The organism is Siccirubricoccus sp. G192 (genome assembly GCF_019084075.1).
Classification (GTDB): domain Bacteria; phylum Pseudomonadota; class Alphaproteobacteria; order Acetobacterales; family Acetobacteraceae; genus G192.
The window spans coordinates 4,827,360-4,851,327 of record NZ_JAHREN010000001.1; the positions used below are offsets into that span (position 1 = coordinate 4,827,360).

The following is a 23,968-nucleotide window of genomic DNA, read 5'->3' on the forward strand; positions in this document are numbered from 1 at the left end:
ATGAAATTCTCCCTGAGCTGGCTGCGCGAGCATCTGGAGACGGATGCGCCGCTGGAGCGGATCACCGCCTGCCTGAACGGCATCGGCCTGGAGGTCGAGGGGGTGGAGGATCGCGGCGCCAGCCTCGCCGCCTTCCGCATCGCCCGGGTGGTGGAAGCCAGGCAGCACCCGAATGCGGACCGCCTCCGGGCGCTGACGGTGGAGGTCGGCGACGGCCGACTGCTCTCGGTGGTCTGCGGCGCCCCCAATGCCCGCACCGGTATGATGGGCGTGCTGGCCCTGCCCGGCGATTTCATCCCCGGCACCGGTATCACGCTCAAGATCGGCGAGATCCGCGGCGTGAAGAGCGAGGGCATGATGCTCTCGGCGCGGGAGATGGGTCTCGGCGACGACCATAGCGGCATCGTCGACCTGCCGGCGGAGGCGCCGCTCGGCGAGAGCTATGTGCGCTGGGCCGGCATGGACGACCCGGTGGTGGAGATCAGCGTCACCCCGAACCGCGGCGATGCGCTGTCGGTGCGCGGCGTGGCGCGGGACTTGGCGGCGGCGGGGCTCGGCCGGCTGAAGCCCTTCGCGCCGGAGCCGGTGCCGGCCGCCTTCGCTTCGCCCCTCCAATGGGGGATCGCGGACCCGCGCGCCTGCCAATGGGTGCTGGGGCGCGCCCTGCGGGGGCTGCGGAACGGCCCCTCGCCCAAATGGCTGCAGGACCGGCTGGTGGCGATCGGGCTCCGGCCGATCAATGCGCTGGTCGATGTGACCAATTTCTTCACCTATGACCTCGGCCGGCCGCTGCATGTCTTCGACGTGCGGAAGGTCTCCGGCAGCGTGCTCACCATGCGCATGGCGCGGGAGGGCGAGAGCCTGGCGGCGCTGAACGGCAAGACCTACACGCTGACCCCGGAGGATGGCGTCATCGCCGATGCCGCGGGCGTCGAGGCGCTGGGCGGCATCATCGGCGGCGAGCCCAGCGGCTGCGACGAGGCCACCACCGAAGCCTTCATCGAATGCGCCCTCTTCGACCCGGTGCGCATCGCCCTGTCCGGCCGCCGCCACGACATCCGCACCGATGCGCGCAGCCGCTTCGAGCGCGGCATCGATCCTGCCCTGATGCCGGTGGCGATCGAGGCCGCCGCCGCCATGATGATCGCGCTCTGCGGCGGTGAGGCGAGCGAGGTGGTGGGCGCCGGGGCCGAGCCGGACTGGCGCCGCAGCGCCACGCTGCGCTTCGGGCGCCTGGCCTCCTATGGCGGCGCGGAGGTGCCGCCGGAGGAGGCGGTGGGGATATTGGAAGGGCTTGGCTTCGCGGTGCAGGCGCGGGATGCGGCGCGCGTCACCGTCGCCGTGCCGTCCTGGCGGAATGACGTGGCGGCACCCGGCGCGCTGGCCCAGGCCCCCGGCCTGCCCGCCGAGCGCGCCCGCGCCGCCGCCGAGGGCTGCGCCGCAATCGAGCCGGAATGCGATCTGGTGGAGGAGGTGCTGCGCATCCGCGGCCTCGACCAGGTGCCGCCGGTCTCGCTGCCGGTGGCCTCGCCGGTGCCGCCCGCCACGCTGACACCGAAACAGGCGCGCTCGGCCCTGGCACGGCGGGTGCTGGCGGCGCGGGGGATGCAGGATTGCGTCAGCTTCGGCTTCCTGGAGCGGCGGGTGGCGGCGCTGTTCGGTGATACGCCGGAGGCGCTGCACCTTGTGAACCCGATCGCCGCCGATCTCGACCAGATGCGCCCGACCCCGCTCGCCAGCCTGCTGCTGGCGGCCGGCCGCAATGCCGCACGGGGCTACCCGGACCTGGCCCTGGCGGAACTGGGCGGCGCCTGGCGGGACCAGTCGCCGGAGGGGCAGTTGCTGGTGGCCGCCGGGCTGCGCTGCGGCCATACGCCGCGGCATTGGGCGGAACCTGCCCGCGCCATGGACGCCATGGACGCCAAGGGCGATGCGCTGGCGGTGCTGGCGGCGCTCGGCGTGCCGATGGCGGCGGTGAGCGTCACCGCGGATGCGCCGGGCTTCTACCACCCCGGGCGCAGCGGCGTGGTGCGGCAGGGGCCGAAGACGGTGCTGGCGACATTCGGCGAGATCCACCCGCGGGTGCTGGCGGCACTGGACCTGGCGGGGCCGGCAGTCGGCTTCGAGGTCTTCCTGGATGCGATCCCCGAGCCGAAGCGCCGGAAGCGCGGCGCCCCGGACCTGCCCGCCTTCCAGCCGCTGCGGCGCGACTTCGCCTTCCTGCTGGATGCGGCGGTGCCGGCCGATTCGGTGCTGCGGGCCGCCCGCGGCGCGGACCGCAGCCTCATCACCGAGGTCGTGCTCTTCGACCGCTATGCCGGGGAGCGCCTGCCGGAGGGCAAGGTCAGCCTCGCCATCCAGGTGACGCTGCAGCCGCGCGAGGCGACGCTGACGGATGCGGAGATCGAGGCGGTGGCCGAGCGTGTCGTGGCCGCGGTGGTGAAGGCGACGGGGGCGGTGCTAAGGTCCTGACGGGGCGCGAGGAATTCCATGGACCACCTGATCGGAGGTGCCGGTGAGATGGGCTGGGTGGCGCTCAAGGCGCTGCTGCTCTATGTCACCGCCGTCCTCGGCTTTCGGATCGGCCAGCGTCGCACCCTCACCGATCTGTCGCCCTTCGACTTCGTCGCCGCCGTCGCGGTCGGCTCCATCGTCGGGCGCGTGCCGAATGCCAGCGATGCAAGCTACCTCGCCGGCGTGGCCACCCTGGCGGCGGTGCTCTTCGCGCACTGGTGCGTCACGCGGCTTCGCCAGTTCCCCAGCGTGGCCCACCTCATCGAACACGCTCCGCGCCTGCTGGTCGCAGATGGGCGGGTGCTCGACGACGACCTCCGGCGCTGCGGGCTGACGCGGAGCGAATTATACGGCATCCTGCGCCTGCGCGGTATCGAGGATCTGAGCGAGGTGCGGTTCGCGATCTTCGAGCAGCGGGGCCAGGTTTCCGTCATCCGCAATACGGAACGAAGCGGCCCCGGGATGGACCTGGCGCGGGATATCGTGGCGCACCCTTCGCCAGGGACGTGACGCGGCGGAGGGAGTGCCGCCCGCCCGCCCCCGCCGGACTGTCCTTCAATCCTGGGCCTTCGATCCCGGGCCTTTGATCGGGGCGCGATCTGCCCTATCTCCCCCTGACAGGCCGGGAGCCCCGCCCCACTGCGTCCCCCCTGGCCAATGGAAGCAGATGACCGACACGCCCCTTTCCCAGATCCGCAACTTCTCGATCATCGCCCATATCGACCACGGCAAGTCCACCCTGGCGGACCGGCTGATCCAGGCCACCGGCGCCGTGGCCGCGCGGGAGATGAAGGAACAGCTCCTCGACAACATGGAGCTGGAGCGGGAGCGGGGCATCACCATCAAGGCCCAGACCGTCCGGCTCGCCTATCCGGCCAAGGACGGCAAGACCTATGTCCTGAACCTGATGGACACGCCCGGCCATGTGGACTTCGCCTATGAGGTGAGCCGCAGCCTGGCCGCCTGCGAGGGCTCGCTGCTGGTGGTGGATGCCTCCCAGGGGGTCGAGGCGCAGACCCTGGCGAATGTCTACCAGGCGATCGATGCCGGGCATGAGATCGTGCCGGTGCTGAACAAGATCGACCTGCCGGCCGCCGAGCCCGACCGGGTGAAGCAGCAGATCGAGGACGTGATCGGCCTCGATGCCTCCGATGCTGTGGAGATCAGCGCCAAGACCGGCCTGAACATCGAGGGCGTGCTGGACGCGCTGGTGGCCCGGCTGCCGCCGCCCAAGGGCAACCCGGACGCGCCGCTCAAGGCCCTGCTGGTGGATAGCTGGTACGACCAGTATCTCGGTGTGGTGATCCTGGTGCGGGTGAAGGACGGCCATCTGCGCAAGGGCCAGCGCATCCGCATGATGGCCAAGGGCCAGGTCCATACCGTGGAGCAATGCGGCGTCTTCACGCCGAAGATGGTGGCGATGGACAGCCTCGGCCCGGGCGAGATGGGCTACATCACCGCCGCCATCAAGACGGTGGCGGATACCAATGTCGGCGACACCCTGACCGACGACCGCCACCCGGCCACCGAGGCGCTGCCGGGCTTCAAGCCCTCCATCCCCGTGGTCTGGTGCGGCCTCTATCCCGTCGATGCCGATGATTTCGAGAAGCTGCGCGAGAGCCTGGCGAAGCTCCGGCTGAACGATGCCAGCTTCCATTATGAGGCCGAGACCTCCGCCGCGCTCGGCTTCGGCTTCCGCTGCGGCTTCCTCGGCCTGCTGCACCTGGAGATCGTGCAGGAGCGGCTCTCCCGCGAATTCGACCTTGACCTGATCGCGACCGCGCCCTCCGTGGTCTACAAGATCCGCAAGACCAATGGCGAGTTGACCGAGCTGCACAACCCGGCCGACATGCCGGATGGCAGCCTCATCGACAGCATCGAGGAGCCCTGGATCAAGGCCACCATCATGGTGCCGGACGAGTATCTCGGCGCGGTGCTGACCCTCTGCAACGACCGCCGCGGCCAGCAGGTGGAGCTCACCTATGTCGGCAACCGCGCCATGGCGGTGTATCGGCTGCCGCTGAACGAGGTGGTCTTCGACTTCTACGACCGGCTGAAATCCATCTCCCGCGGCTATGCCAGCTTCGACTACGCCATGGACGGCTACGAGGAAGGCGACCTGGTGAAGATCAGCCTGCTGGTCAACGCGGAACCGGTGGATGCGCTGAGCTTCATGGCGCATCGCAGCGCCGCCGAGAAGCGCGGCCGGCAGATCTGCGAGAAGCTGAAGGAACTCATCCCCCGCCAGCTCTTCAAGATCCCGATCCAGGCGGCGATCGGCGGCCGGGTGATCGCGCGCGAGACCATCAGCGCGCTGTCCAAGGACGTGACCGCCAAATGCTACGGCGGCGATATCAGCCGCAAGCGCAAGCTGCTGGAGAAGCAGAAGGAAGGCAAGAAACGCATGCGGCAATTCGGCAAGGTCGAAATCCCGCAGAGCGCCTTCATCGCAGCCCTGAAGATGGACGCCTGAACCGGGAAAGGCCGGCCGATCGCGGCCGGCATTGACGCAGCGCAACGACGCCGCGCCCGGCGCGTTCCAGGAAATCATGCCGGCGCCAAGCCGGCCCATTTGCAGGGAAGCCCCATGACCCGCATCACCCGCCGCGCCACCTTGGCGCTCGCCTCGCTGGGCCTGGCCTCCGGCCCGGCCTTCGCGCAGCAATTCCCCAGCCGCACCATCACCATCATCGTCCCCTTCGCGGCCGGCGGCCCGACCGATACCGTGGCCCGCCTGGTGGCCGAGGCCACGGGCCGCGACCTCGGCCGTACCGTGGTGGTGGAGAATGTCGGCGGCGCCGGCGGCACCCTCGGCGCCGCCCGCGTCGCCCAGGCGCGGCCGGACGGCTATACCCTGCTGCTGCACCATATCGGCATGGCGACCGCCCCCACCCTCTACCGCCGCCTCCCCTACGACCCGGTGGGCGGCTTCGAGACCATCGGCCTCGTCACCGAGGTGCCGATGACGCTCGTGGCCAAGAAGGACTTCCCGGCCAATACGCTGGCCGAGGCGGTGGCGGTCATCAAGCGGGAGGGCGACCGGCTCAACTACGCCAATGCCGGCATCGGCGCCGCCAGCCACCTCTGCGGCCTGCTGCTGCAGAAGGCGGTGGATACCTCCATGACCACCGTGCCCTTCCGCGGCACCGGCCCGGCGATGCAGGAACTGCTCTCCGGCCGGATCGATCTGATGTGCGACCAGACCACCAATACCACCGAGCAGATCAATGCCGGCGCCATCAAGGTCCTGGCGGTGACGACGCCGGAACGGGTCGGCTCCCTGCCCAATGTGCCGACCTCCGCCGAGGCCGGGCTGCCCGGCTTCGAGGTGACGGTGTGGCACGGGCTCTATGCGCCGAAGGGCACCCCGCCCGAGATCCAGCAGCGCCTGTCCAAGGCCCTGCAGGCGGCGCTGCGCGACCCCCGGCTGGTCCAGCGCTTCGCCGAGCTCGGCACCGCCCCGGTGGCGCAGGACCGGGCGACGCCGGAGGCGCATCGCCGCTTCTGGCAGGCCGATATCGCCAAATGGCGGCCGATCATCCAGGCTGCCGGGCAATACGCGGATTAGCCATGCCGGGCTGCTGGGCGCCGTGGCGGCGGGCTGAACCCGCCCGACGGGCTCGGCCCGGCTGCGCTTCGCCATTGCCCTTGGCCGTGAAGCACGCCTCCGCTCCGCGGCGATGCAGGTCAGGCCATGGCGCAGCCTGGCGCTTCCGGCGCGGGGACTGACCGACCCTCCGCTATTCCAGGGTGATGCCCGCCTCCCGCACCACCCCGCCCCAGCGCTCGCGCTCGGCCGCGATGAAGGCGCGGGTCTCGGCGGCGTTGCGGAAGCGGGCGGCCACGCCCTGGCCGGCGAAGGCCTGGGGCAGGTCGGTTTCCCGCAAGGCCCATTCCACCGCCGCCTCCAGCCGGCGCAGCACCGCGGGCGGCGTATTGGCGGGGGCGACCAGGGCGTGCCAGCTTCCCGCTTCGAAGCCCGGCAGCCCGGCCTCGGTGGCGGTGGGCACCGCCGGCAGGATCGCCTGGCGTTCCGCCGCCGCCACCGCCAGAACCCGGGCGCGACCGCTCTCCACCGCGCCCCGCATCAGGCTGTAGCCGTCGATCAGCATCTGCACGCGCCCGCCCGCCAGGTCCTGCACCGCCGGCGCGCTGCCGCGATAGGGCACGTGGATGATGTCGAGCCCGGCCTGCCGCTTGAACAATTCCAGCGCCAGGTGCGAAGGCCCGCCGGCCCCGGCGGAGCCCGCGTTCAGCCGGCCCGGATTGGCCCGCGCATAACCCAGCAGGTCGGCGAGGCTCCGCACCGGCACCGCATCCGCCACCGCGATCACCAGAGAGCTTTCCATGGTCTGCGCCACCGGCGCGAAGTCGCGCAGCGTGTCGAAGCTGAGGTCGCGATAGAGCGCATTGGTCACGCCGAGATTGCCGACATTGCCGTAGAACAGCGTATAGCCATCGGCCGGGGCCTTCACCGCCGCCTCCATGGCGATATTGCCATTGGCGCCGGCCCGGTTCTCCACCAGGAAGGGCTGGCCCAGGCGCTCGGCCAGCTTCGGCATCAGCAGCCGCGCCACGATGTCGACGCCGCCGCCGGGCGGGAAGCCCACCAGCACCCGCACCGGCCGCGCCGGCCAGGCCGCCTGCGCCAGCGCGCCGCGCGGCAGGATGCAGGGAAGCGTCAGGGCGGCGGTGAGCAGGCGGCGGCGCGTGGCAGGCATGGTGGATTCCCCCGATGGTTCCGCCAGGGTGCGATGCCGATGGCCCGGAGGGCAATGCCCGCTCGCGCCGGCAGCGCCCTCCCGCCTGGACAGCGCCGCCGCCCGGGGCGAAGCTCGCGCCGGAACAGCCGCTGCGGAGCGCGCGCCTCGTCCCGCGGACGGCAGCCCGAAGCCACGACGGCCTACGGAACAGCGCGGGAGGAACCCAGGATGGACGGCACCGCCAGGCTCGACAGCCCCTATGACCGCACCCGGGAATCCCTCGGCAATGTGGTGGAGCTGCAGCATGTGAATGTGCGGGTGCCGGACCAGCTCCTGGCCACCGCCTTCTACATCGCGGGGCTCGGGCTGACCCGCGACCCCTACCTGATGACCGGCATCGACAACATGTGGGCCAATGCCGGCATCAGCCAGTTCCACCTGCCCGCCGGCAAGCCGCAGGTGGTGCGCGGCGTGACCGGCCTGGTGCTGCCGGACCGGGCGCAGTTGCTGGAACGGCTGGCCCGCGCCCGCAAGCCCCTGGAGGGCACGCGCTTCGCCTTCACCGAGGCCGAGGACCATGTCGAGGCAACCTGCCCCTGGGGCAACCGCATCCGCTGCCATGCGCCGGATGCGGCGCGCTGGGGCCGGATCACACTCGGCATCTCCTATGTCGAATTCGAGGTGCCGGCGGGCAGCCTGCCGGGCATCGCCCGCTTCTACCGCGAGATCCTGGGCGCCCCCGCCACGCTGGAACGGGATGCGCGCGGCGAGATGGCGCGCGCGCTGGTCGCCAACCACCAATACCTGGTGTTCCGCGAGACCGACCGCACGCCACCGGATTTCGACGGCCACCACATCCAGATCACCCTCGCCGATTTCGGCGGCCCGCATGCCAGGCTGAGGGACCGCGGGCTGATCACCGAGGAAAGCAATCCCTGGCAATACCGCTTCACCGACATCACCGACCTTGACAGTGGCCGGGTGCTGTTCACGGTGGAGCATGAGGTGCGGAGCATGACGCATCCGCTCTATGCGCGGCCGCTGGTGAACCGCAACGCGGCGATCAACAACCGCAATTACATGCCGGGCCATGAGGCCTGGGCGCCGGCGATGCGGCCCGAATAGCGCCGAGCCGATTGGCCGGCGCCGGGAAGCGGGCTGCAAAGCCGGGTGCGGCCAGGCGCCGCGATCAGGGCCAGGGCGGCACCGGCTGTTCCGGCAGCCGCGCCCAGATCGCCGCCGCCGGCACGGGCAGGTCCAGGCCCATGACCTCCTCCAGCACCTGCCCGAGATCCTGCGCGTCCCGCAGGCTGCGCTGCTCCAGGCTGCCATCCGGGTGTCGGGTGGAAAGCGTGGCGTTGAACAGGCTCGCCCGCGCCGCGCCGACCACACGGGCGGCCACGAGGTTGCGGGTGAAACGCGTGCGCGGATGGGTCGCGGTGAACCAATTGGCCATCTCGAAATCGGCCGGCGCCTGGGGCGCGAGGGTGAAACGATACATCGCCTCCCAGCGGTCGGGCAGCCGCATCTGCGCCTCGAAGACCTCGCCCTCGCGCAGCAGGCGGTAGGTGCCATGCGGCGTGGGCTGTTCGAGGCCGGGCTCCAGCCGAAGCGGCGCGGTCGGACCCTGGCCGCCGAAACCGACATCGGCGATGAAGCGACCCTCCGCCAGGTCCACCAGCGTAAGCCGGTGGGTCAGGGGCGCTGCCCGCCCGGGCCTCATCCAGACGACGCGGCCGCCCAGCGCGGTGACGGAAAACCCCAGGGCCGCCAGCACATCATGGAAGAGGCCATTCTGCTCATGGCAATAGCCGCCGCGGCGCCCCTGCACGAGCTTGGCCTCGATCGCGGCAGGATCGAGGCTGACGGGGCGGCCGAGAAAGGGGTCGAGCCCCTCGAAGACGATGCTGGCCGGGTGGTGGGCATGCAGCGCGCGCAGCACGGTCAAGGTCGGCTCGGCGGCCCCCGCATGGCCGATGCGGGCGAAATAGGCGGCAAGGTCGGGATATCGGCTCACGCCCGCATCAGCGCCCGCACATGCGCCGCGGTGGAGGTGGCCAGCGCCTCCAGGTCGTAGCCGCCTTCCAGCAGGCTGACCACACGGCCGCCGGCATGGCGCTCGGCGATGCCGCAGAGCTCGGCGGTGAGCCAGGCGAAATCCGGCTCCCGCACCCGCAATTGCGCCAGCGGGTCGCGGGCATGCGCGTCGAAGCCGGCGGAGACCACCAGCAATTCGGGCGCGAAAGCCTCCACCGCCGGCAGCAGCATCCCGGCCCAGGCGGCGCGGAAGGCGGCGCCATCGGCGCCCGGGCGCAGCGGCGCGTTGAACACATTGCCCACACCCCGCTCCCGCGCATCGCCGGTGCCGGGATAGAGCGGCCATTGATGCGAGGAGGCGTAGAGGATGCTGGCATCGCCCTCCACGCAGGCCTGGCTGCCATTGCCGTGATGCACGTCGAAATCCAGGATGGCGACGCGCGCCAGCCCATGCGCCGCCTGGGCGTGGCGGGCGGCGATGACGGCGTTGGAGAAGAAGCAGAAGCCCATCGGCCGCGCCGGCTCGGCATGGTGGCCGGGCGGGCGGGTGGCGCAGAAGGCGCGGCGCACCTCCCCCCGGCAGACCGCATCCACCGCCGCCACCCCGGCGCCGGCGGCGCGCAGCGCGGCCTCGGCGCTGCCATGGCTCATGATGGTGTCGCCATCCAGCGGCACGCTGTCCCCGATCGCCGGGCGGATGGCCAGGATGGCCTCCACATAGTTGCGCGGATGCACGCGGCAGAGCTGCTCCAGCGTGGCTTCCGGCGCCTGGTCGCGGATGAGGTCGGAGAATTCCTCGCAGTCCAGCGCCTGCAGCACGGCCCGCAGCCGGTCCGGGCATTCCGGGTGGAAATCGCCGGGATCATGCGCGAGGCAGGCCCGGTGGGTCAGCAGCAGCACGCTCATGGCGAGGCTTTCCGGCGCAAGACGAAGCGATAGACCCCTTCGCTTTCACCGAAGGAGACCAGCTCATGCCCGGTTTCCTGGCAGAAGGCGGAGAAGTCCTTCACGCTGGCCGGATCGGTGGCCAGCACGGTGAGGCGGGCGCCGGGCGCCAGACTGCGCAGCGCCTTGTTCGCCTTCAGCACGGGCAAGGGACAGGAGAGGCCCTGCACATCGAGCAGCGTTTCCGACATGCCCCCGAGTGCAGCACCCCGGACGCGCTACCGCAAGGTGGCGCTTTCCCGGACCCGCCGCTGCAAGCGGCGGCGTCCCGGACGCATTGTCGCAAGGCTTGCGAATCCGGGACCGGCTGGCCCACCCTGCGGCGCAGCATGATCCGCATCGGCATCGACCTCGGCGGCACCAAGACGGAGATCGCGGCCCTGGACGCGGCGGGCGCCGTGCTGCTGCGCCGCCGCGCGCCGACGCCGCCGAGCTACCCCGGCGTCATCGCCCTGCTGGGCGAAATGGTGGAGGCGGCGGAGGCGGCGCTGGGCCAGGCCGGTACGGTGGGGGTGGGCATCCCCGGCAGCCTCTCGCCGGCCACCGGGCTGGTGCGGGGCGCCAATTCTACCTGGCTGAATGGCGGCCGGCTGGATCGGGACCTGGAGGCGCGGCTCCGCCGCCCCCTCCGCATCAGCAACGACGCCAATTGCCTGGCGATGAGCGAGGCGGCGGATGGCGCCGGGGCCGGCCACCGCACGGTCTTCGCCGCCATCCTCGGCACCGGGGTCGGCGCCGGGATCGTCACCGGCGGGCGCCTGCTGGAAGGGCGGAACCGCATCGCCGGCGAATGGGGCCACAACCCGCTGCCCTGGATGACGGCCGAGGAACACCCCGGCCCGGAATGCTGGTGCGGCCGGCGCGGCTGCACCGAGACCTTCCTCTGCGGCCCGGCCCTCGCCGCCGATGCGGATGGGCCGGGGGCGCGGGATGCCGGCACCCTGCCCGCCCGCGCCGCCGCAGGCGATACGCGCGCCGCCGCCGCGCTGGTGCGGCACACCGAAAGGCTGGCGCGGGCCCTGGCGCAGGTCATCAACCTGCTGGACCCGGATTGCATCGTGCTGGGCGGCGGGCTCTCCAACATGGCGCATCTCTACCGGGAGGTGCCGGCGCTCTGGCCCCGCTGGGTCTTCAGCGACAGCGTCACCACGCCGCTGCTGCCGGCCGCGCATGGCGACAGTTCCGGCGTGCTCGGCGCGGCAAGGCTCTGGGATGCGTGAGATGCGGGCCGGGCTGGCCTATGCGGCGCTGGCCCTGGCGGCGGGCTGGGTGCTGGGGCCGTTCCGGGAGTTCCTGCTGGTGCCGCGGATCGGGCCGGGCGCGGCGGTGCTGGTGGAGGCGCCGCTGATGCTGCTCGCCTGCCTGCTCGCGGCGCGCTGGGCGGCGACGCGGCTGGCCGTGCCGGCGCGGCCGGGGCCACGGGCGCGCATGGGGCTCACGGCGCTGCTGCTGCTGGCGGCGGAACTTGCCGGAAGCTGGGCCCTGCGCGGCCTGGCGCCGCGGGCCTGGCTGGCGCGGTTCGGCACCGCGGAAGGGGCCGTTTCGCTGCTGCTGTTCGGCCTCTTTGCCGCGCTGCCCCTGCTGCTGCTGGCCGGGCGGCGCTGATGCCCGCCCTCTGCCGCGACTGTTTCCTGGAAGTGCCGGCGGAGCGCGCCGCCTGCGCCTGCGGCTCCCGCCGCATCATCCGGCACCGGGAGCTTTTCGCGCTGGCCGTCGCGCATGTCGATTGCGACGCCTTCTATGCCAGCGTCGAGAAGCGCGACCGGCCGGAACTGCAATCCCGCCCGCTCATCATCGGCGGCGGCAAGCGCGGCGTGGTCGCGACCGCCTGCTACATCGCCCGCACCTCCGGCGTGCGCAGCGCAATGCCGATGTTCAAGGCGCTGCGGCTCTGCCCGGATGCAGTGGTGCTGCCGCCGCAGATGCCGAAATACACCGCCGCCGCCCGGCAGATCCGCGCGCTGATGGAGGCGCTGACGCCGCTGGTGCAGCCGCTCTCGATCGACGAGGCGGTGCTGGACCTGGCGGGCACCGAGGCGCTGCACCGCGCGCCGCCCGCCGCCGTGCTGGCCCGCTTCGCGCGGCAGGTGGAGCGGGAGGTGGGCGTCACCATCTCGATCGGCCTCGCCCCCAACCGGCTGCTGGCGAAGATCGCGGCGGAGCGGGGCAAGCCGCGCGGCTTCGCGGTGATCGGCCGGGCGGAAGCGGCGGCGCTGCTGGCGGAGGAGCCGGTGACGCTGCTGCCCGGCGTCGGCCCGGCGCTGGAGCGCAAGCTGCACGCGGCCGGCTTCACCCGGCTCGGTCAATTGGCGGCGCTGACCGCGCAGGAGGCGGCGCGGCGCTTCGGCGAGGATGGCCCGGCGCTGGCCGCCCGCGCCCGCGGCGAGGACAGCCGCGCGGTGAACCCCGACCGCGAGACGAAAAGCATCAGCGCCGAAACCACCTTCGATACGGATATCGCCACCGTGGCGGCGCTGGAACAGCCGCTCTGGCGGCTCTGCGAGAAGCTGGCGCGGCGGCTCCGGGAGAAGGGCTTCGCCGCCGCCGGCATCGTGCTGAAGCTGAAGACCGCGGGCTTCGCGCAGCGCACCCGCAATACCCGCCTGCCCTCCCCGACGCGGCTGCCGGAGACGCTGTTTGCCGCCGCCCGGCCGCTGCTGCTGCGCGAGGCGGATGGCACCGCCTTCCGGCTGATCGGCATCGGCGCGCAACCCCTGGCGCCGGCGGCGGAGGCGGATCGCGGCGACCTGGCGGACCCGGAGGCGCCACGGCGCGCCGCGCGCTGGGCGGCGGTGGAGGCGCTGCGGGCGAGGTTCGGCGAGGGCGCGGTGATGCGGGGGCGTGGGTTGCGGCCGCCGCACAGGAGCGGACCTGCGGAATGATTGCTTGGGATGGAGAGCGGGTCCTGCCGACCGGGTGCCAGGAAAGGAGCATCCGGCCAGGCAGGCGCCACGGGGCGAGACCGTCAGCGCCGGTACTGCTCGTCGCTCACCTTTTCCATCCAGTCGACAGGCGAGCCGTTGAGCCTTTCCTGGATGGCGATATGGCTCATGGCCGTGGTCGGCGTGGCGCCGTGCCAGTGCTTCTCGCCGGGCGGAAACCAGATCACGTCACCAGGCCGGATCTCCTCGACCGGCCCGCCCTCGCGCTGCACCCAGCCGCAGCCGGTGGTGACGATCAGCGTCTGGCCGAGCGGATGCGTGTGCCAGGCGGTGCGGGCACCCGGTTCGAAGGTGACCAGGGCCCCGGCAACCCGGGCCGGATCCGGTGGGCTGAACAGCGGGTCGATACGGACCGTGCCGGTGAACCATTCCCCCGGTCCCTTGCCGGAAGGCTGGGAACCCGCGCGCTTGATCTCCATCGCCAACCTCCGATCCTATGCCGTGCTGCCAGATAGGGAGCGCCATGGCTGCCGATCAGGGGGCAGAACTGCGCTACAGTATCAGGGCACCAGCCGCCGCACCCCATCCGCCACCAGCGTGCAGCCCGCCACCGCCATCAGGATCGCCAGCCCCGGCCAGAGCGCGGCCAGCGGCGCGCTGAAGACCAGTTCCTGCGCATTGGCCAGCATATTGCCCCAGGAAGGCGCCGGCGGCTGAATGCCGAGGCCGAGGAAGCTCAGCGTGCTCTCGGCCAGGATGGCGCCCGCCACCGCCATGGCGGAGGCCACCGTGATCGGCCCCAGGATATTCGGCAGCACGTGCCGCCACAGCAGCCGCGCCTCACTGGCGCCGGCCACCCGCGCCGCCGCCACGTAATCCTGCGCCAATTGGCCGAGCGCCGCGGCGCGGGCCAGCCGCGCCACACCCACCCAGCCGAACAGCGTCAGGATCACCACGATGCGGGCGATGTCGGAGGCGGCCTCGCCGCGCGGCAGGCCGAGCCGGCCGGTATCCACCGCCGCCAGCACCACCAGCAGCGGCAGGGCGGGCAGGGCCAGCATGCCATCCGCGAGCCGCATCAGCACCGCATCCAGCCAGCCCCCCCGCCCAGGCCGCCGCCAGGCCGATGGCGGTGCCGAGCCCGGTCGCGCCGAGTGCCACCGCCACCCCCACCAGCAGCGACACCCGCGCGCCGAACAGCAGCCTGAGCAGCATGTCCCGCCCGAGATCATCGGTGCCGAGCGGATACTCCGCCGAGGGCGGGCCATGCCGCTGGAACAGGTCCGGCGTGAAGGGGTCATGCCCGAGCGCCGCCTGCACCCAGGGCGCCGCCACGGCACCGAGTGCCAGCAGGCCGAGCAGGGCAAGCCCCAGCGCGAGGCGCATCAGCCAGCCAAGCGCGGGTCGAGCAGGCGCTGCGCCACATCGGCGGCGAGCGTCGCCAGCATCGTCACCAGCGAGGCCAGCAGCAGGGCCAGCAGCGCCAGGTTGTAGTCATTGCCCATGACGGCGTCATAGATCAGCTTGCCCATGCCGGGGCGGGCGAAGATGGTCTCGGTGATGAGCGCGCCGGAGACCAGGCCGCCGGCATCCAGCGCCGCCACGGTCAGCACCGGCATCGCCGCATTCGGGAAGGCATGGCGCCAGATCACGGCACGGGGCGGGAGGCCCTTCATGCGGGCGGTGCGGATATAGGGCTCGGCCAGCACCGACTGCATCGAGGCCATGGAATGGCGCGAATAGGTGGCGAGGTTGACGATGGCGAGCGTCGCCACCGGCAGCGCCAGGAAGCGCAGCGCCTCCAGCACGCCGCCGCTCTCCGCCACGCCGCCGGCCGGCAGCCAGCCCAGCGTCACGGCGAAGAGGATGATGAGCAGGATGCCGAGCCAGAAGCTCGGCGTGGATTGCGCCAGGATGGCGAGGGCATCGGCCGCCGGCGCCAGGCGCGGCCGCACCGCCGCCAGCACGCCGAGCAGCACGCCGCAACCGGCGGCCAGCGCCAGCGCCGCGCCGAGCAGCACCAGGGTGGAGCCCAGCGCCGGCCAGAGCACCCGCGCCACCGGCACGGCATAGAGGCGGGAGAAGCCGAACTCCCCCCGCAGCACCGCCGCGCCCCAGGCGAGGTAGCGTTCGTGCAGTGGCCGGTCGAGCCCGTGCAGCGCCCGCATCCGCTCCAGGTCCGCGGCGGTCAGCGCCGGGTCGGCGAGCATGGCGAGGTCCAGCGGATCGCCCGGCATCAGCCCCATCACCAGCCAGATCAGGGCCGAGAGGATGAGGAGGGTGACGGCGATCTGCAGCAGCCGCGCGGCGATCAGGCGAGGCATCGGTGGAGGCTAGCGCATTTCCAGGCGGGCGGTGAGACTTTCACCCCCGCCGCGGCTGCGTTGCATGACGCCGGCCTCCACCACGGGCGAGCGGAGTGGTGCCCGGAAGCCCGCTAATTCACGCTCGCGCCGGAGACCCGGACCAGTTCCCGCACCTTCTCCAGTTCCGCGAGCTGGAAGGCGGCGAACTCCTCGGGTGTGCTGCCGACCGGCTGGTAGCCCAGTTGCTCCACCCGCTCACGGACCGCCGGCGAACGCATCGCGGCCGCGATCTCGGCGGACATGCGGGCGATGATCGGCGCCGGCGTGCGGGCCGGCGCGAAGATGCCCAGCCAACTGTTGAAGACATAGCCCGGCACGGTCTCGCCAACCGTCGGGATATCCGGCAGGCTCGGGGCACGCTCCTGGCGGGTGACGCCGAGGGCCCGCAACTGGCCGCCCTTCACGTGCTGTATCGCCTCGACCACCGGCGAGAAGATGACGTCGAGCCGGCCCGCAACGAGATCGGCCATCGCCGGAGCGCCGCCCCGGTAGGGCACATGCGTGAAGCTCACGCCGGCCTGCTGCTCAAACAGGGCGGCGGCGAAATGCTGCGAGCCGCCCGGGCCGCTGGTGCCGAGGTTCAGCTTGCCGGGATTGGCCTTCGCATAGGCGATCAGGTCGGAGACGCTCCGGAACGGGACGGATGGATGCACCACGAGGATGCAGCCGCTCAGCAGGGCAAGCGAGACGGGCGCGAAGTCGCGCACGACATGGAAGCTCAGATCGGAATACAGGAACTGATTCGTCGCATGGGTGCCGAGCGAGGCCACGATGTAGGTATAGCCGTCCGGGGCGCTGCGGGCGACGAATTCGGAACCGATATTGCCGGCGGCGCCGGTGCGGTTCTCCACCACGATCGGCTGACCCAAGGACCCGGTGATCGCCTCGGCGATCACCCGCCCGGCGGTGTCGGTGCTGCCCCCCGGCGCGAAGCCAACGACAAAGCGGATGGGGCGGTCGGGGCTCCAGCTTGCGGCAGCGGGTGCCGTCTGGGCCAGGGCAGCGGCCGTGGGAAGGAACGGCGCGGCGGCGAGCATGGAAACAAGACTACGACGCTTCATGAAAACGGCTTTCTGCTTCGTGCTGGGCTTTCTCTGTGCCTGGCGTTGAGGTGGAAGGCAGGACCCATTCGGGGGGGCCGCCTGCGGCCCGCCCCCTGGAAAAGACCGGCGCAGCCTGCCGCGCCGGCCTGCCCGAAAGTTCCGGCCGGCTTGTATCCTGCCGGCCGATTCACGCCCTCCGGCTGCGCCTTCGGGCGACCGGCCGGCTCAGCCGGCAGTGGCCCCGGTCTTCGGGTTCGCGCGCGCGCTGGTATCGGGCGGCGGCAGGCCGGGGCCCTCGCCACGCGCCTCCTTCACCGCGGCGCGGGACGCCTGGACCATCAGGCCGACATCATTGGCGATGGTGACCAGCTTGAAGCCCATATCTATCATGCGCTTGGCATAACCCGCCGTGCCGTTGTGCAGCCCGGCCGCGATGCCGCGCTTGGAGGTTTCCTTCAGCAGCCGCTCGTAGATCTTCAGGATCTCCGGCTCCTCCCGGTCCAGCTTCGGCGCCATGCCGAGCGAGAGGCCGAGATCGGAGGGGCCGACATAAATGCCGTCGATCCCCGGCACGTCCAGGATGGCCTCCAGGTTGTCGAGCGCCTGCTGCGTCTCGATCATCGGGATGACCAGGATCTCGTCATTGGCGGTGGCCTGGTAGTTGCCGCCCTCGCCATAGAGGCCGGCGCGGATCGGGCCGTTGCTGCGGGTGCCCTTCGGCGGATACTTGCTGTACTGCACCAGGGCGCGCGCCTCGGCCTCGGTATTCACCATCGGGCAGATCACGCCATAGGCGCCGGCATCCAGCACCTTGCCGATGATGCCCGGCTCGTTCCACGGCACCCGCACCATCGGCGTCACGCCATGCGGCTGCATGCCCTGGAAGCAGGCGACGCAGGAGAGGTAGTCCTGCACGCCATGCTGCATGTCCACCGTCACGCTGTCCCAGCCGGACTGCGAATACATCTCGGCGCTGAAGGCGGAGGGGATGGCGAGCCAGCCATTCACCACCGCCTTGCCGGACTTCCACGCCTGTTTCACCTTGTTCGCCATCGTTTCCCCCCTCATGCCGCATCGGAATGGACCCGGACGCTAGGCGCGGGGGCTCATGGCGTCAACGCGGGGGGGCGTCAACGCGGGGGCGTCAACGCGGCCTGGACGCGCGCCGGGCCGCGCGGCACCCTCCCGCCATGCCCGACTGGACCACAAGCTCGGAAACCGGCCGCCTCACGGAGGTGCTGGTCTGCCCGCCCGATCACTACCGCTGGATTCCCACCAACAGCATCGTCCGCCGGACGCTGGCCGGCGGCAGCCAGCCGGACCTGCCGGCGCTGGCGGCGCAGCATGGGGAGTTGGTGGCGGCGCTGCGCCAGGGCGGCGCCACCGTCCATAGCCTGCTGCCGGAGCCGCACCTCCCCTACATGGCCTATACGCGCGATTCCGTGGTGGTGACGCATCGCGGCCCCGTGCTCTGCCAGTTGGAACGGCCGCAGCGCCGCGGCGAATACGCGCCGCTGCTGGACTGGCACGCGGCGCAGGGCAGCCGGTTCTGGCGCAAATCCTCGGCCGGGACCCTGGAGGGCGGCGATATCCATATCCTCCGCTCCGGCCTGGCCCTGGTCGGCGCCAGCGGCGGCCGCACCGACCTCGATGGCGCGGCGCAATTCGCGGGCTGGCTGCGTGCGGAGGGCTGGGAGGTCAGGATCGAAGGTTTCGACGAACATTTCCTGCACCTCGACGTGCTGTTCTGCATGGCCGCGCCGGGCCTCGCCGTGGCCTGCCTCGATGTGCTGCCGGAGGGTTTCATCGCCTGGCTCGCCGGCCACGGCATCCGCTGCCTCGGCGTGCCCTATCGCGAGGCGATGCGGCTTGGCTGCAACATCCTTTCCCTGGGCGGCGGGCGCGTGATATCCGCCCGCGAGAGCACCACCCTGAACGCCGCCCTGCGGGCTGAGGGGCTTGAGGTTCTCGACCCCGCCCTCTCGCTCTTCACCGCCGGCGGCGGCGGCCCGCATTGTCTCACCTGCCCGCTGCGGCGGGAGGAGGAAACACCGTGAACACCATTCCGCCCCGGCCCGTGGATGCCGTCATCGCCGCCGCCCGGGAATTCCTGGGCGAGCGCCTCTCCACCGCAGAGGCCGTGCGGGAGCAGCACGGCCATGGCGAGGATCCCAGCCCGCCGGTGCTGCCCGATGCCGTGGCCTTCGTGGAGACCACCGAGGAGGTGAGCCGCGTGCTGGCGCTCTGCCACCAGCATGGCGTGCCGCTGGTCGCCTTCGGCGCCGGCACCAGCCTGGAGGGGCATGTCACCCCGGTGCGGCGCGGGATCTCGCTCGACCTCTCGCGCATGACCGCGGTGCTGGAGGTCAATGCCCAGGACATGGATTGCCTGATCGAGCCCGGCGTGACGCGGCAGCAATTGAACGACCACCTGCGCGACCAGGGGCTGTTCTTCCCGGTCGATCCCGGCAGCCATTGCACCATCGGCGGCATGTGCGCCACCCGCGCCTCCGGCACCAATGCCGTGCGCTACGGCACCATCCGGGAGAATGTGCTGGGGCTGGAGGTGGTGCTGGCGGATGGCCGGGTCATCACCACCGGCGGCCGCGCCCGCAAGGCGGCGAATGGCTACGACCTGACGCGCCTCTTCATCGGCAGCGAGGGGACGCTCGGCGTCATCACCCGGGTGCGGCTCCGGCTGCATGGCATCCCGGAGGCGATGTCCGCCGCCGTCTGCCAATTCCCCGATCTCGGTGCCGCGGTGGAGACGGTGATCGCCACCATGCAGGCCGGCATCCCGGTGGCGCGGATCGAGCTGCTGGATGCCGACCAGATGCGCGCCTGCATCCGCTACTCGAAGCTGGAGGGCTATGCGGAGGTGCCCACCCTCTTCCTGGAATCCCACGGCAGCCAGGCGGGGGTGGCCGAGCAGGCCGAGGCGGTGGAGGCGATCGCCGCGGAATACGGCGGCGAGGGCTTCGCCTGGGCGACCGACCCGGAGGCCCGCAACCGGCTCTGGAAGGCCCGGCACGACGCCTATTGGGCGGCGATCGCGCTGAAGCCCGGCTGGCGCGGCATCACCACCGATGTCTGCGTGCCGATCTCCCGCCTGGCCGAGGCGCTGGTCGGCGCCAAGCAGGACGCGATCGCCGCCGGCCACACCACCTGCATCGTCGGCCATGTCGGCGACGGCAATTTCCACCAGGTGATCCTCTTCGACCCGAACGACCCGCAGGGGCTGGAACGCGCCTGGGAGATGGACCGCAGGATCGTGGCGCGCGGCCTGGCGGCGGGCGGCACCTGTTCCGGCGAGCACGGCATCGGCCTCGGCAAGCGCGAATTCCTGGAACAGGAGCACGGGGCGGAGGCGCTGGCGGTGATGCGCGGCATCAAATCCAGCCTGGACCCCAAGGGCATCCTCAACCCGGGGAAGATGTTCCGGAACTAGCCGGAGGTGGCTCAGGCGGAGGCGCGCGGCACCGCGCTCGCGGTGCCGATCCTGGCGCTGGCGCTGGGGCATGTCTTCTCCAATGCGGTGCGGACCCTGCCGGCCGTCGCGGCGGATGTGCTCTCGCGCGATCTCGGTCTCAGCGCGGAGGGGCTGGCGGCGCTGACCGGCGCCTTCCCGGCCGCCTTCGCGCTCGCCATGATCCCGGTCGGCGTGGCGCTGGACCGCTGGGGGGTGCGCCGCACCTCCCTCACCCTGCTGGCCATCGCGGGGCTCGGCGCGGTGCTGGCGGCGCTGGCGCCGGGCGCGGGTTCGATGCTGCTGGCGCAGGTGGTGCTGGGGGTGGGCTGTTCGGGGATGCTGATGTGCCCCATCACCTATGCCGCGCATGCCATGTCCGCGACGCGGTTCGGGCTGTGGTCCGGCATCATCCAGGCGGTGGGCAATACCGGCATGCTGCTCTCGGCCAGCCCGCTGGCGCTGCTGATCGAGTGGCAGGGCTGGCGCGCCGGCTTCTGGGCCGCGGCGGCGCTGGCCGCCTGCGCCTGGTGCGCGGTGGCGGCCACGGTGCGCCAGGCGCCGCCGCCCCGCAGCGCGGCGCCCTCGCTCTGGCAGGATGCGCGGGAGGTGGTGGCGCTGGCCGTCTCGCCCGCCATGCGGCCGCTGATGGTCTTCGCCTTCGCCAGCTTCGCGGTGGTGCTCGGCGTGCGCGGCCTCTGGGGCGGGCCCTGGCTGATGCAGGTGAAGGGGCTGCCGCGGGTGGAGGCGGGGAATATCCTGCTCGCCTGCACTATTGCCCTTGCTTTGGCGCCGGCCCTGGCGGGGGCGGTGGACCGGGCGCTCGGCCGCCGCGTCGCGCTGATGGTCGGCAGCCATGTGGTGGCCGGGCTGCTGATCCTGCTGCTGGTCGCCGGCGGGCCGGGCGGCCCGCTTTCCGCGCTGTTCGGCCTGGCCATGCTGCCGCCGGCTTTCGATACGGCGGTGCTGGTGGCATTCGGCCTCATCATTGCCTTCCAGGTGCTGGGCTTTTCCCTGGTGCGGGCGGCGGTGGCGCCGGAGCAGACGGGGCGGGCGCTCTCGGCGCTGAACATCTCCTTCTTCGGCGGCGCGGCGGTGCTGCAGGCCGTCTCCGGCGTCGCGGCCGCCTGGGGCGGGGTGGCGGCGGCGCTCGGCACCTTCGCGGTGGCGCTGCTGGTCTGCAGCGGCGGGTTCCTGCTGCTGCGGCGCTGAAGGGCCGAACCCCGCCGGTCCAGGGTTCCAGCAACACCCGTTCCGCCCTTCATGCCGATGGACATGGCCGCCGGAAGGCAACAGGCTGGGCCCAACGACAAAGCCTGGGAGGAACGCGCATGACCATCACCCGCCGTGGCCTCGGCGCGGCGCTGCTGGGCGGGCTGGCCGCCCCCGCGTTCGCGCAGGCGCCCGCCTGGCCCAGCCGCCCCGTCCGGCTGATCAGCCCTTTCGCGCCCGGCGGTCCGCAGGACGTGCCGGGACGCTTCTTCGTGGACGCCCTCACGCCGAAGCTCGGCCAACCCATGGTCTATGACAGCCGGGCGGGTGCGGGCGGCGCGGTGGGCATGCAGCACGTCGCGCAGGCGACGGACGGCCACACCTTCCTCATCACCTCCAACGCCGTCGCCACCCTGCCGGCGCTCCGCCGCGACCTGGGCTTCGATCCCTTCACGGACCTGCTGCCGGTGACGCTGGTGATGCAGTCGCCCTATACCCTCGTCGTGCGCGCCAATGGCCCCGCGAGCTTCGCGGAATTCCTCGCCCTTGCGCGGGCGGCCCCGAACCGCCTCACCTTCGGCAGTTCGGGCGTCGGCTCCTCGACGCACCTGACCATGGCGATGCTGCTGCAGCGCGCGGGCGTGGAGCTGACCCATGTGCCCTATCGCGGGGCGCAACTGGTCATGAACGCCTTGCTGGCCGGCGACATCGACTGCTTCGTCGGCGACCTCTCCGTTCCGCTGGAGCATATCCGCGCCGGCACCGCGCGCTGCATCGCGGTGACGACCGAGGCACGCGCGCCCCTGCTGCCCGACGTGCCGGCGGTGCGGGAGGCGGTGCCGGGCTATGCCTCGACGCTCTGGTACGGTTTCTTCGCCGCGAAGGCGACGCCGCCGGAGGCGATCCAACGCATGCTGGCCGAGCTTGCGCCGCTGCGCGCGCCGGCGGGCGAACTCTCCCGCCGCCTGTCGGAACGCGGTGCGGAGCTGCTGCTGACCGGGCCGGAGCCGCTGGCCGAACGGCTCCGGGCCGAGGTCCCGCAATGGCGGGCGGTGGTGGCGGCGGCGTCGATCCGGGCCGAGTAGCCGGCGCGGCGGCGTTCGGCCGGACCTATGATCCCGGGTTCCTGGCCGGCATCCACGCGAACATCCCCGGAGATCCCGCCGCCGCGGTGGCCTGGCATCGGCGTGCGGTCGCGCTGGGCGACGACCAGGCGAAGGACTGGCTTGCCCGGCATGGGGCGAAGGCCGCCGAGTAGGGGCCCCTGCCCATGGCACGCGCGGCCGGCCTTGCGCGCGACCCCGCCGGTTCCGGCGGAGAGAGCCTCTGCGCCGCTTCGGCCCGGCCGCCTCGCGCGCCCTACAGCGGCGTGGCGAAGCAATGGTTCGGCACGCCGCTGCAACCTGTTGTTTGCAGAGCGGATTCAGGCCTCCGGGCAGTTCCGCCCTGCGGCGATCCGCCCTAAATCCCTTCCTTCAGGACGCGCCGCGCCAGCGACATGCGGTGCACCTCGGTCGGGCCCTCGTAGATCCGCATCACCCGGATCATGTTCGAGAGCTGCTGCAGCGGCAGTTCCTTCGTCATGCCCATCGCCCCGAAGGATTGCATGGCCTGGTCGATGATGTCCGAGGCCATCTCGGTGCCGAAGACCTTGATCATGCTGGCCTCGCCGCGGACGTCGCCCCCGGCATCGACCGTGCGCGCGGCGTTGTGCACCATGAGACGGCAGGCATGGATGCGTGTCGCGCCATCGGCGATCCACCACTGGATCGCCTGCCGGTCGGAGAGCTTCACCCCGAAGGTCGAGCGCTCCTTGACGTGGCCGATCATCATGGCGAGGGCGCGGCGGGCCATGCCGATGCAGCGCGCCCCCATCTCCAGGCGCCGGATGTTGAGGCGAAGCTGCATCGGCGCGTAGCCCTTGCCCGGCTCGCCCAGGACCTGCCGGGACGGGACCCGGCAGTCCTCGAACACCAGCTCATAGGTGCGCCGCCCCCCGATCATCGGGATCTCCCGCTCGATGATGAAGCCGGGCGTGCCCTTCTCGACGATGAAGGCGGTCACGCCCTCCTGGCGCTTGCCCTCGCCCGTGCGGGCCATGAGGATGATGAAGTCGCAGGCGGGGACGTTGCTGACCCAGATCTTGCGGCCGTTGATCACCCAGTCGTCGCCCTCCGGCACGGCGCGGGTCGCCATGCCGGCCGGGTCGCCACCGGCGCCGGGTTCCGAGATGGCGATGCAACTGGTCGCCTCGCCGCGGGCATAGGGCTCCAGGTAGCGCTCCCGCTGCCAGGGGCTCGCCACCTGCAGCATCATGTGCAGGTTCGGGCTGTCGGGCGGGAAGATGAAGGGCGTAACGGTCCTTCCCAGCTCCTCGTTGACGAGGGCCAGGGCCTCCACGGGCAGGTTGGCGCCGCCGAACTCCTCCGGGCTGTCGAGGCCCCAGAGGCCCAGCTCCTTGCACTTGGCCAGGAGCGGCGCCTTTTCCTCCTCCGTGAGGGCGAAGCGGCCGCCGGTGGCCTCGCGCCTGAGCACCGGAGGCTCCAGGGGAATCAGTTCCCGATCGACGAACCTGGTCACCAGGTCCTGCAGCATGCGGTGTTCGTCGGCGATCGCCATGGCGGTTCCTCCTCGCGTGTCTCCGGCAGTCTGATCGAGGAACCGGCACCGTCAACGGCGGGCCGCCGTTCCGGCCCGGCGCCGGCCCTGCACCCGAACATTGCCGCGGCCCGTCGCGCCCGGGTCGGCAACCTCAACACGTTCACCTGTCCGGCAAAGACGGGTATGGGGGCGTGCATCC

22 protein-coding genes are annotated in these 23,968 nt (G+C 71.8%); 12 read left to right on the forward strand and 10 right to left on the reverse strand.

Annotated elements, in window-relative coordinates; all coding sequences use genetic code 11:
• The 4 genes from pheT to KSF81_RS23390 all read left to right on the forward strand — a co-directional run bounded on the left by pheT (nucleotide 1) and on the right by KSF81_RS23390 (nucleotide 6,082).
• Nucleotides 1–2,472, forward strand: coding sequence for a phenylalanine--tRNA ligase subunit beta (gene pheT, locus KSF81_RS23375; RefSeq protein WP_217381005.1), 2,472 nt, complete (start codon nucleotides 1–3; stop codon nucleotides 2,470–2,472).
• 18 nt (nucleotides 2,473–2,490) lie between these two features.
• Nucleotides 2,491–3,024, forward strand: coding sequence for a DUF421 domain-containing protein (locus KSF81_RS23380; protein WP_217381006.1), 534 nt, complete (start codon nucleotides 2,491–2,493; stop codon nucleotides 3,022–3,024).
• 157 nt (nucleotides 3,025–3,181) lie between these two features.
• Complete coding sequence (lepA, locus tag KSF81_RS23385) at nucleotides 3,182–4,987, forward strand: translation elongation factor 4 (protein WP_217381007.1); 1,806 nt, start codon at nucleotides 3,182–3,184, stop codon at nucleotides 4,985–4,987.
• A gap of 114 nt (nucleotides 4,988–5,101) precedes the next feature.
• Nucleotides 5,102–6,082, forward strand: coding sequence for a tripartite tricarboxylate transporter substrate-binding protein (locus KSF81_RS23390; RefSeq protein ID WP_217381008.1), 981 nt, complete (start codon nucleotides 5,102–5,104; stop codon nucleotides 6,080–6,082).
• Between the two features lie 172 nt (nucleotides 6,083–6,254).
• On the opposite strand, the gene KSF81_RS23395 is transcribed toward KSF81_RS23390, so the two are convergent.
• Nucleotides 6,255–7,235: a tripartite tricarboxylate transporter substrate binding protein gene (locus KSF81_RS23395; RefSeq protein ID WP_217381009.1), complete on the reverse strand. Its 981-nt coding sequence runs from the start codon at nucleotides 7,233–7,235 to the stop codon at nucleotides 6,255–6,257.
• Nucleotides 7,236–7,445: 210 nt separating this feature from the next.
• Between KSF81_RS23395 and KSF81_RS23400 the strand changes: the two genes are divergently transcribed.
• Nucleotides 7,446–8,342, forward strand: coding sequence for a hypothetical protein (locus tag KSF81_RS23400; RefSeq protein WP_217381010.1), 897 nt, complete (start codon nucleotides 7,446–7,448; stop codon nucleotides 8,340–8,342).
• Between the two features lie 64 nt (nucleotides 8,343–8,406).
• Here the strand turns inward: KSF81_RS23400 and KSF81_RS23405 are convergent, their stop codons facing one another.
• The 3 genes from KSF81_RS23405 to KSF81_RS23415 are packed head-to-tail and all read right to left on the reverse strand — an operon-like array spanning nucleotide 8,407 to nucleotide 10,390.
• Nucleotides 8,407–9,234 (reverse strand): arylamine N-acetyltransferase, encoded by an 828-nt coding sequence (locus tag KSF81_RS23405; protein ID WP_217381011.1) that lies wholly within the window; start codon nucleotides 9,232–9,234, stop codon nucleotides 8,407–8,409.
• Nucleotides 9,231–10,160, reverse strand: coding sequence for a histone deacetylase family protein (locus KSF81_RS23410; protein WP_217381012.1), 930 nt, complete (start codon nucleotides 10,158–10,160; stop codon nucleotides 9,231–9,233). Before KSF81_RS23410 ends, KSF81_RS23405 begins: the two co-directional genes overlap by 4 nt.
• Entirely contained in the window at nucleotides 10,157–10,390 is a 234-nt protein-coding gene (locus KSF81_RS23415) for a sulfurtransferase TusA family protein (RefSeq protein ID WP_217381013.1), read from the reverse strand. The genes KSF81_RS23410 and KSF81_RS23415 overlap by 4 nt, the downstream gene beginning before the upstream one ends.
• A 138-nt stretch (nucleotides 10,391–10,528) precedes the next feature.
• On the opposite strand from KSF81_RS23415, the gene KSF81_RS23420 reads away from it, so the two are divergent.
• Genes KSF81_RS23420 through KSF81_RS23430 form a run of 3 tightly spaced genes read left to right on the forward strand, consistent with a single transcriptional unit; the run spans nucleotide 10,529 to nucleotide 13,081 of the window.
• A complete protein-coding gene (locus KSF81_RS23420) occupies nucleotides 10,529–11,419 on the forward strand; it encodes an ROK family protein (RefSeq protein ID WP_217381014.1) in 891 nt (296 codons plus the stop codon).
• Nucleotide 11,420: 1 nt separating this feature from the next.
• Nucleotides 11,421–11,804 carry a hypothetical protein gene (locus tag KSF81_RS23425; protein ID WP_217381015.1) on the forward strand — a complete coding sequence of 128 codons (384 nt, stop codon included), beginning with the start codon at nucleotides 11,421–11,423 and terminating at the stop codon, nucleotides 11,802–11,804.
• Entirely contained in the window at nucleotides 11,804–13,081 is a 1,278-nt protein-coding gene (locus KSF81_RS23430; protein WP_217381016.1) for a DNA polymerase IV, read from the forward strand. Before KSF81_RS23425 ends, KSF81_RS23430 begins: the two co-directional genes overlap by 1 nt.
• An 83-nt stretch (nucleotides 13,082–13,164) precedes the next feature.
• Here KSF81_RS23430 and KSF81_RS23435 read toward each other — a convergent pair whose 3' ends face one another.
• The 5 genes from KSF81_RS23435 to KSF81_RS23455 form a co-directional block, all read right to left on the reverse strand.
• Nucleotides 13,165–13,560, reverse strand: coding sequence for a cupin domain-containing protein (locus tag KSF81_RS23435; RefSeq protein WP_217381017.1), 396 nt, complete (start codon nucleotides 13,558–13,560; stop codon nucleotides 13,165–13,167).
• A gap of 81 nt (nucleotides 13,561–13,641) precedes the next feature.
• Nucleotides 13,642–14,160, reverse strand: a complete 519-nt coding sequence (locus KSF81_RS30430; RefSeq protein ID WP_254453710.1) for an ABC transporter permease — start codon at nucleotides 14,158–14,160, stop codon at nucleotides 13,642–13,644.
• A gap of 306 nt (nucleotides 14,161–14,466) precedes the next feature.
• Nucleotides 14,467–15,405, reverse strand: a complete 939-nt coding sequence (locus KSF81_RS23445) for an ABC transporter permease (protein WP_217381018.1) — start codon at nucleotides 15,403–15,405, stop codon at nucleotides 14,467–14,469.
• Nucleotides 15,406–15,518: 113 nt separating this feature from the next.
• The gene (locus KSF81_RS23450; RefSeq protein WP_217381019.1) at nucleotides 15,519–16,508 is read right to left on the reverse strand and encodes a tripartite tricarboxylate transporter substrate binding protein; all 990 of its coding nucleotides are present in this window, start codon (nucleotides 16,506–16,508) and stop codon (nucleotides 15,519–15,521) included.
• Between the two features lie 207 nt (nucleotides 16,509–16,715).
• The gene (locus KSF81_RS23455; protein ID WP_217381020.1) at nucleotides 16,716–17,543 is read right to left on the reverse strand and encodes an HpcH/HpaI aldolase/citrate lyase family protein; all 828 of its coding nucleotides are present in this window, start codon (nucleotides 17,541–17,543) and stop codon (nucleotides 16,716–16,718) included.
• Nucleotides 17,544–17,680: 137 nt separating this feature from the next.
• Here KSF81_RS23455 and KSF81_RS23460 point away from each other — a divergent pair, with 137 nt between their 5' ends.
• The 4 genes from KSF81_RS23460 (at nucleotide 17,681) to KSF81_RS23475 (ending at nucleotide 22,253) form a co-directional block, all read left to right on the forward strand.
• Nucleotides 17,681–18,547 (forward strand): dimethylarginine dimethylaminohydrolase family protein, encoded by an 867-nt coding sequence (locus tag KSF81_RS23460; protein WP_217381021.1) that lies wholly within the window; start codon nucleotides 17,681–17,683, stop codon nucleotides 18,545–18,547.
• Nucleotides 18,544–19,938, forward strand: coding sequence for an FAD-binding oxidoreductase (locus tag KSF81_RS23465; RefSeq protein ID WP_375293349.1), 1,395 nt, complete (start codon nucleotides 18,544–18,546; stop codon nucleotides 19,936–19,938). Before KSF81_RS23460 ends, KSF81_RS23465 begins: the two co-directional genes overlap by 4 nt.
• A gap of 6 nt (nucleotides 19,939–19,944) precedes the next feature.
• On the forward strand, nucleotides 19,945–21,168 hold the full coding sequence (locus KSF81_RS23470; protein WP_217381022.1) for an MFS transporter: 1,224 nt from the start codon (nucleotides 19,945–19,947) through the stop codon (nucleotides 21,166–21,168).
• Between the two features lie 119 nt (nucleotides 21,169–21,287).
• Complete coding sequence (locus KSF81_RS23475) at nucleotides 21,288–22,253, forward strand: tripartite tricarboxylate transporter substrate binding protein (RefSeq protein ID WP_217381023.1); 966 nt, start codon at nucleotides 21,288–21,290, stop codon at nucleotides 22,251–22,253.
• Nucleotides 22,254–22,629: 376 nt separating this feature from the next.
• On the opposite strand, the gene KSF81_RS23480 is transcribed toward KSF81_RS23475, so the two are convergent.
• Nucleotides 22,630–23,787 carry an acyl-CoA dehydrogenase family protein gene (locus KSF81_RS23480; protein ID WP_217381024.1) on the reverse strand — a complete coding sequence of 386 codons (1,158 nt, stop codon included), beginning with the start codon at nucleotides 23,785–23,787 and terminating at the stop codon, nucleotides 22,630–22,632.
• Nucleotides 23,788–23,968 lie beyond the last annotated feature (181 nt).

Bases quoted from the DNA above. Each gene is read 5' to 3' on its own strand.
- pheT (WP_217381005.1), top strand. From the start codon at position 1: ATGAAATTCTCCCTGAGCTGGCTGCGCGAGCATCTGGAGACGGATGCG.
- KSF81_RS23380 (WP_217381006.1), top strand. From the start codon at position 2,491: ATGGACCACCTGATCGGAGGTGCCGGTGAGATGGGCTGGGTGGCGCTC.
- lepA (WP_217381007.1), top strand. From the start codon at position 3,182: ATGACCGACACGCCCCTTTCCCAGATCCGCAACTTCTCGATCATCGCC.
- KSF81_RS23390 (WP_217381008.1), top strand. From the start codon at position 5,102: ATGACCCGCATCACCCGCCGCGCCACCTTGGCGCTCGCCTCGCTGGGC.
- KSF81_RS23395 (WP_217381009.1), bottom strand. From the start codon at position 7,235: ATGCCTGCCACGCGCCGCCGCCTGCTCACCGCCGCCCTGACGCTTCCC.
- KSF81_RS23400 (WP_217381010.1), top strand. From the start codon at position 7,446: ATGGACGGCACCGCCAGGCTCGACAGCCCCTATGACCGCACCCGGGAA.
- KSF81_RS23410 (WP_217381012.1), bottom strand. From the start codon at position 10,160: ATGAGCGTGCTGCTGCTGACCCACCGGGCCTGCCTCGCGCATGATCCC.
- KSF81_RS23415 (WP_217381013.1), bottom strand. From the start codon at position 10,390: ATGTCGGAAACGCTGCTCGATGTGCAGGGCCTCTCCTGTCCCTTGCCC.
- KSF81_RS23420 (WP_217381014.1), top strand. From the start codon at position 10,529: ATGATCCGCATCGGCATCGACCTCGGCGGCACCAAGACGGAGATCGCG.
- KSF81_RS23425 (WP_217381015.1), top strand. From the start codon at position 11,421: ATGCGGGCCGGGCTGGCCTATGCGGCGCTGGCCCTGGCGGCGGGCTGG.
- KSF81_RS23430 (WP_217381016.1), top strand. From the start codon at position 11,804: ATGCCCGCCCTCTGCCGCGACTGTTTCCTGGAAGTGCCGGCGGAGCGC.
- KSF81_RS23435 (WP_217381017.1), bottom strand. From the start codon at position 13,560: ATGGAGATCAAGCGCGCGGGTTCCCAGCCTTCCGGCAAGGGACCGGGG.
- KSF81_RS30430 (WP_254453710.1), bottom strand. From the start codon at position 14,160: ATGCGGCTCGCGGATGGCATGCTGGCCCTGCCCGCCCTGCCGCTGCTG.
- KSF81_RS23445 (WP_217381018.1), bottom strand. From the start codon at position 15,405: ATGCCTCGCCTGATCGCCGCGCGGCTGCTGCAGATCGCCGTCACCCTC.
- KSF81_RS23450 (WP_217381019.1), bottom strand. From the start codon at position 16,508: ATGAAGCGTCGTAGTCTTGTTTCCATGCTCGCCGCCGCGCCGTTCCTT.
- KSF81_RS23455 (WP_217381020.1), bottom strand. From the start codon at position 17,543: ATGGCGAACAAGGTGAAACAGGCGTGGAAGTCCGGCAAGGCGGTGGTG.
- KSF81_RS23460 (WP_217381021.1), top strand. From the start codon at position 17,681: ATGCCCGACTGGACCACAAGCTCGGAAACCGGCCGCCTCACGGAGGTG.
- KSF81_RS23475 (WP_217381023.1), top strand. From the start codon at position 21,288: ATGACCATCACCCGCCGTGGCCTCGGCGCGGCGCTGCTGGGCGGGCTG.
- KSF81_RS23480 (WP_217381024.1), bottom strand. From the start codon at position 23,787: ATGGCGATCGCCGACGAACACCGCATGCTGCAGGACCTGGTGACCAGG.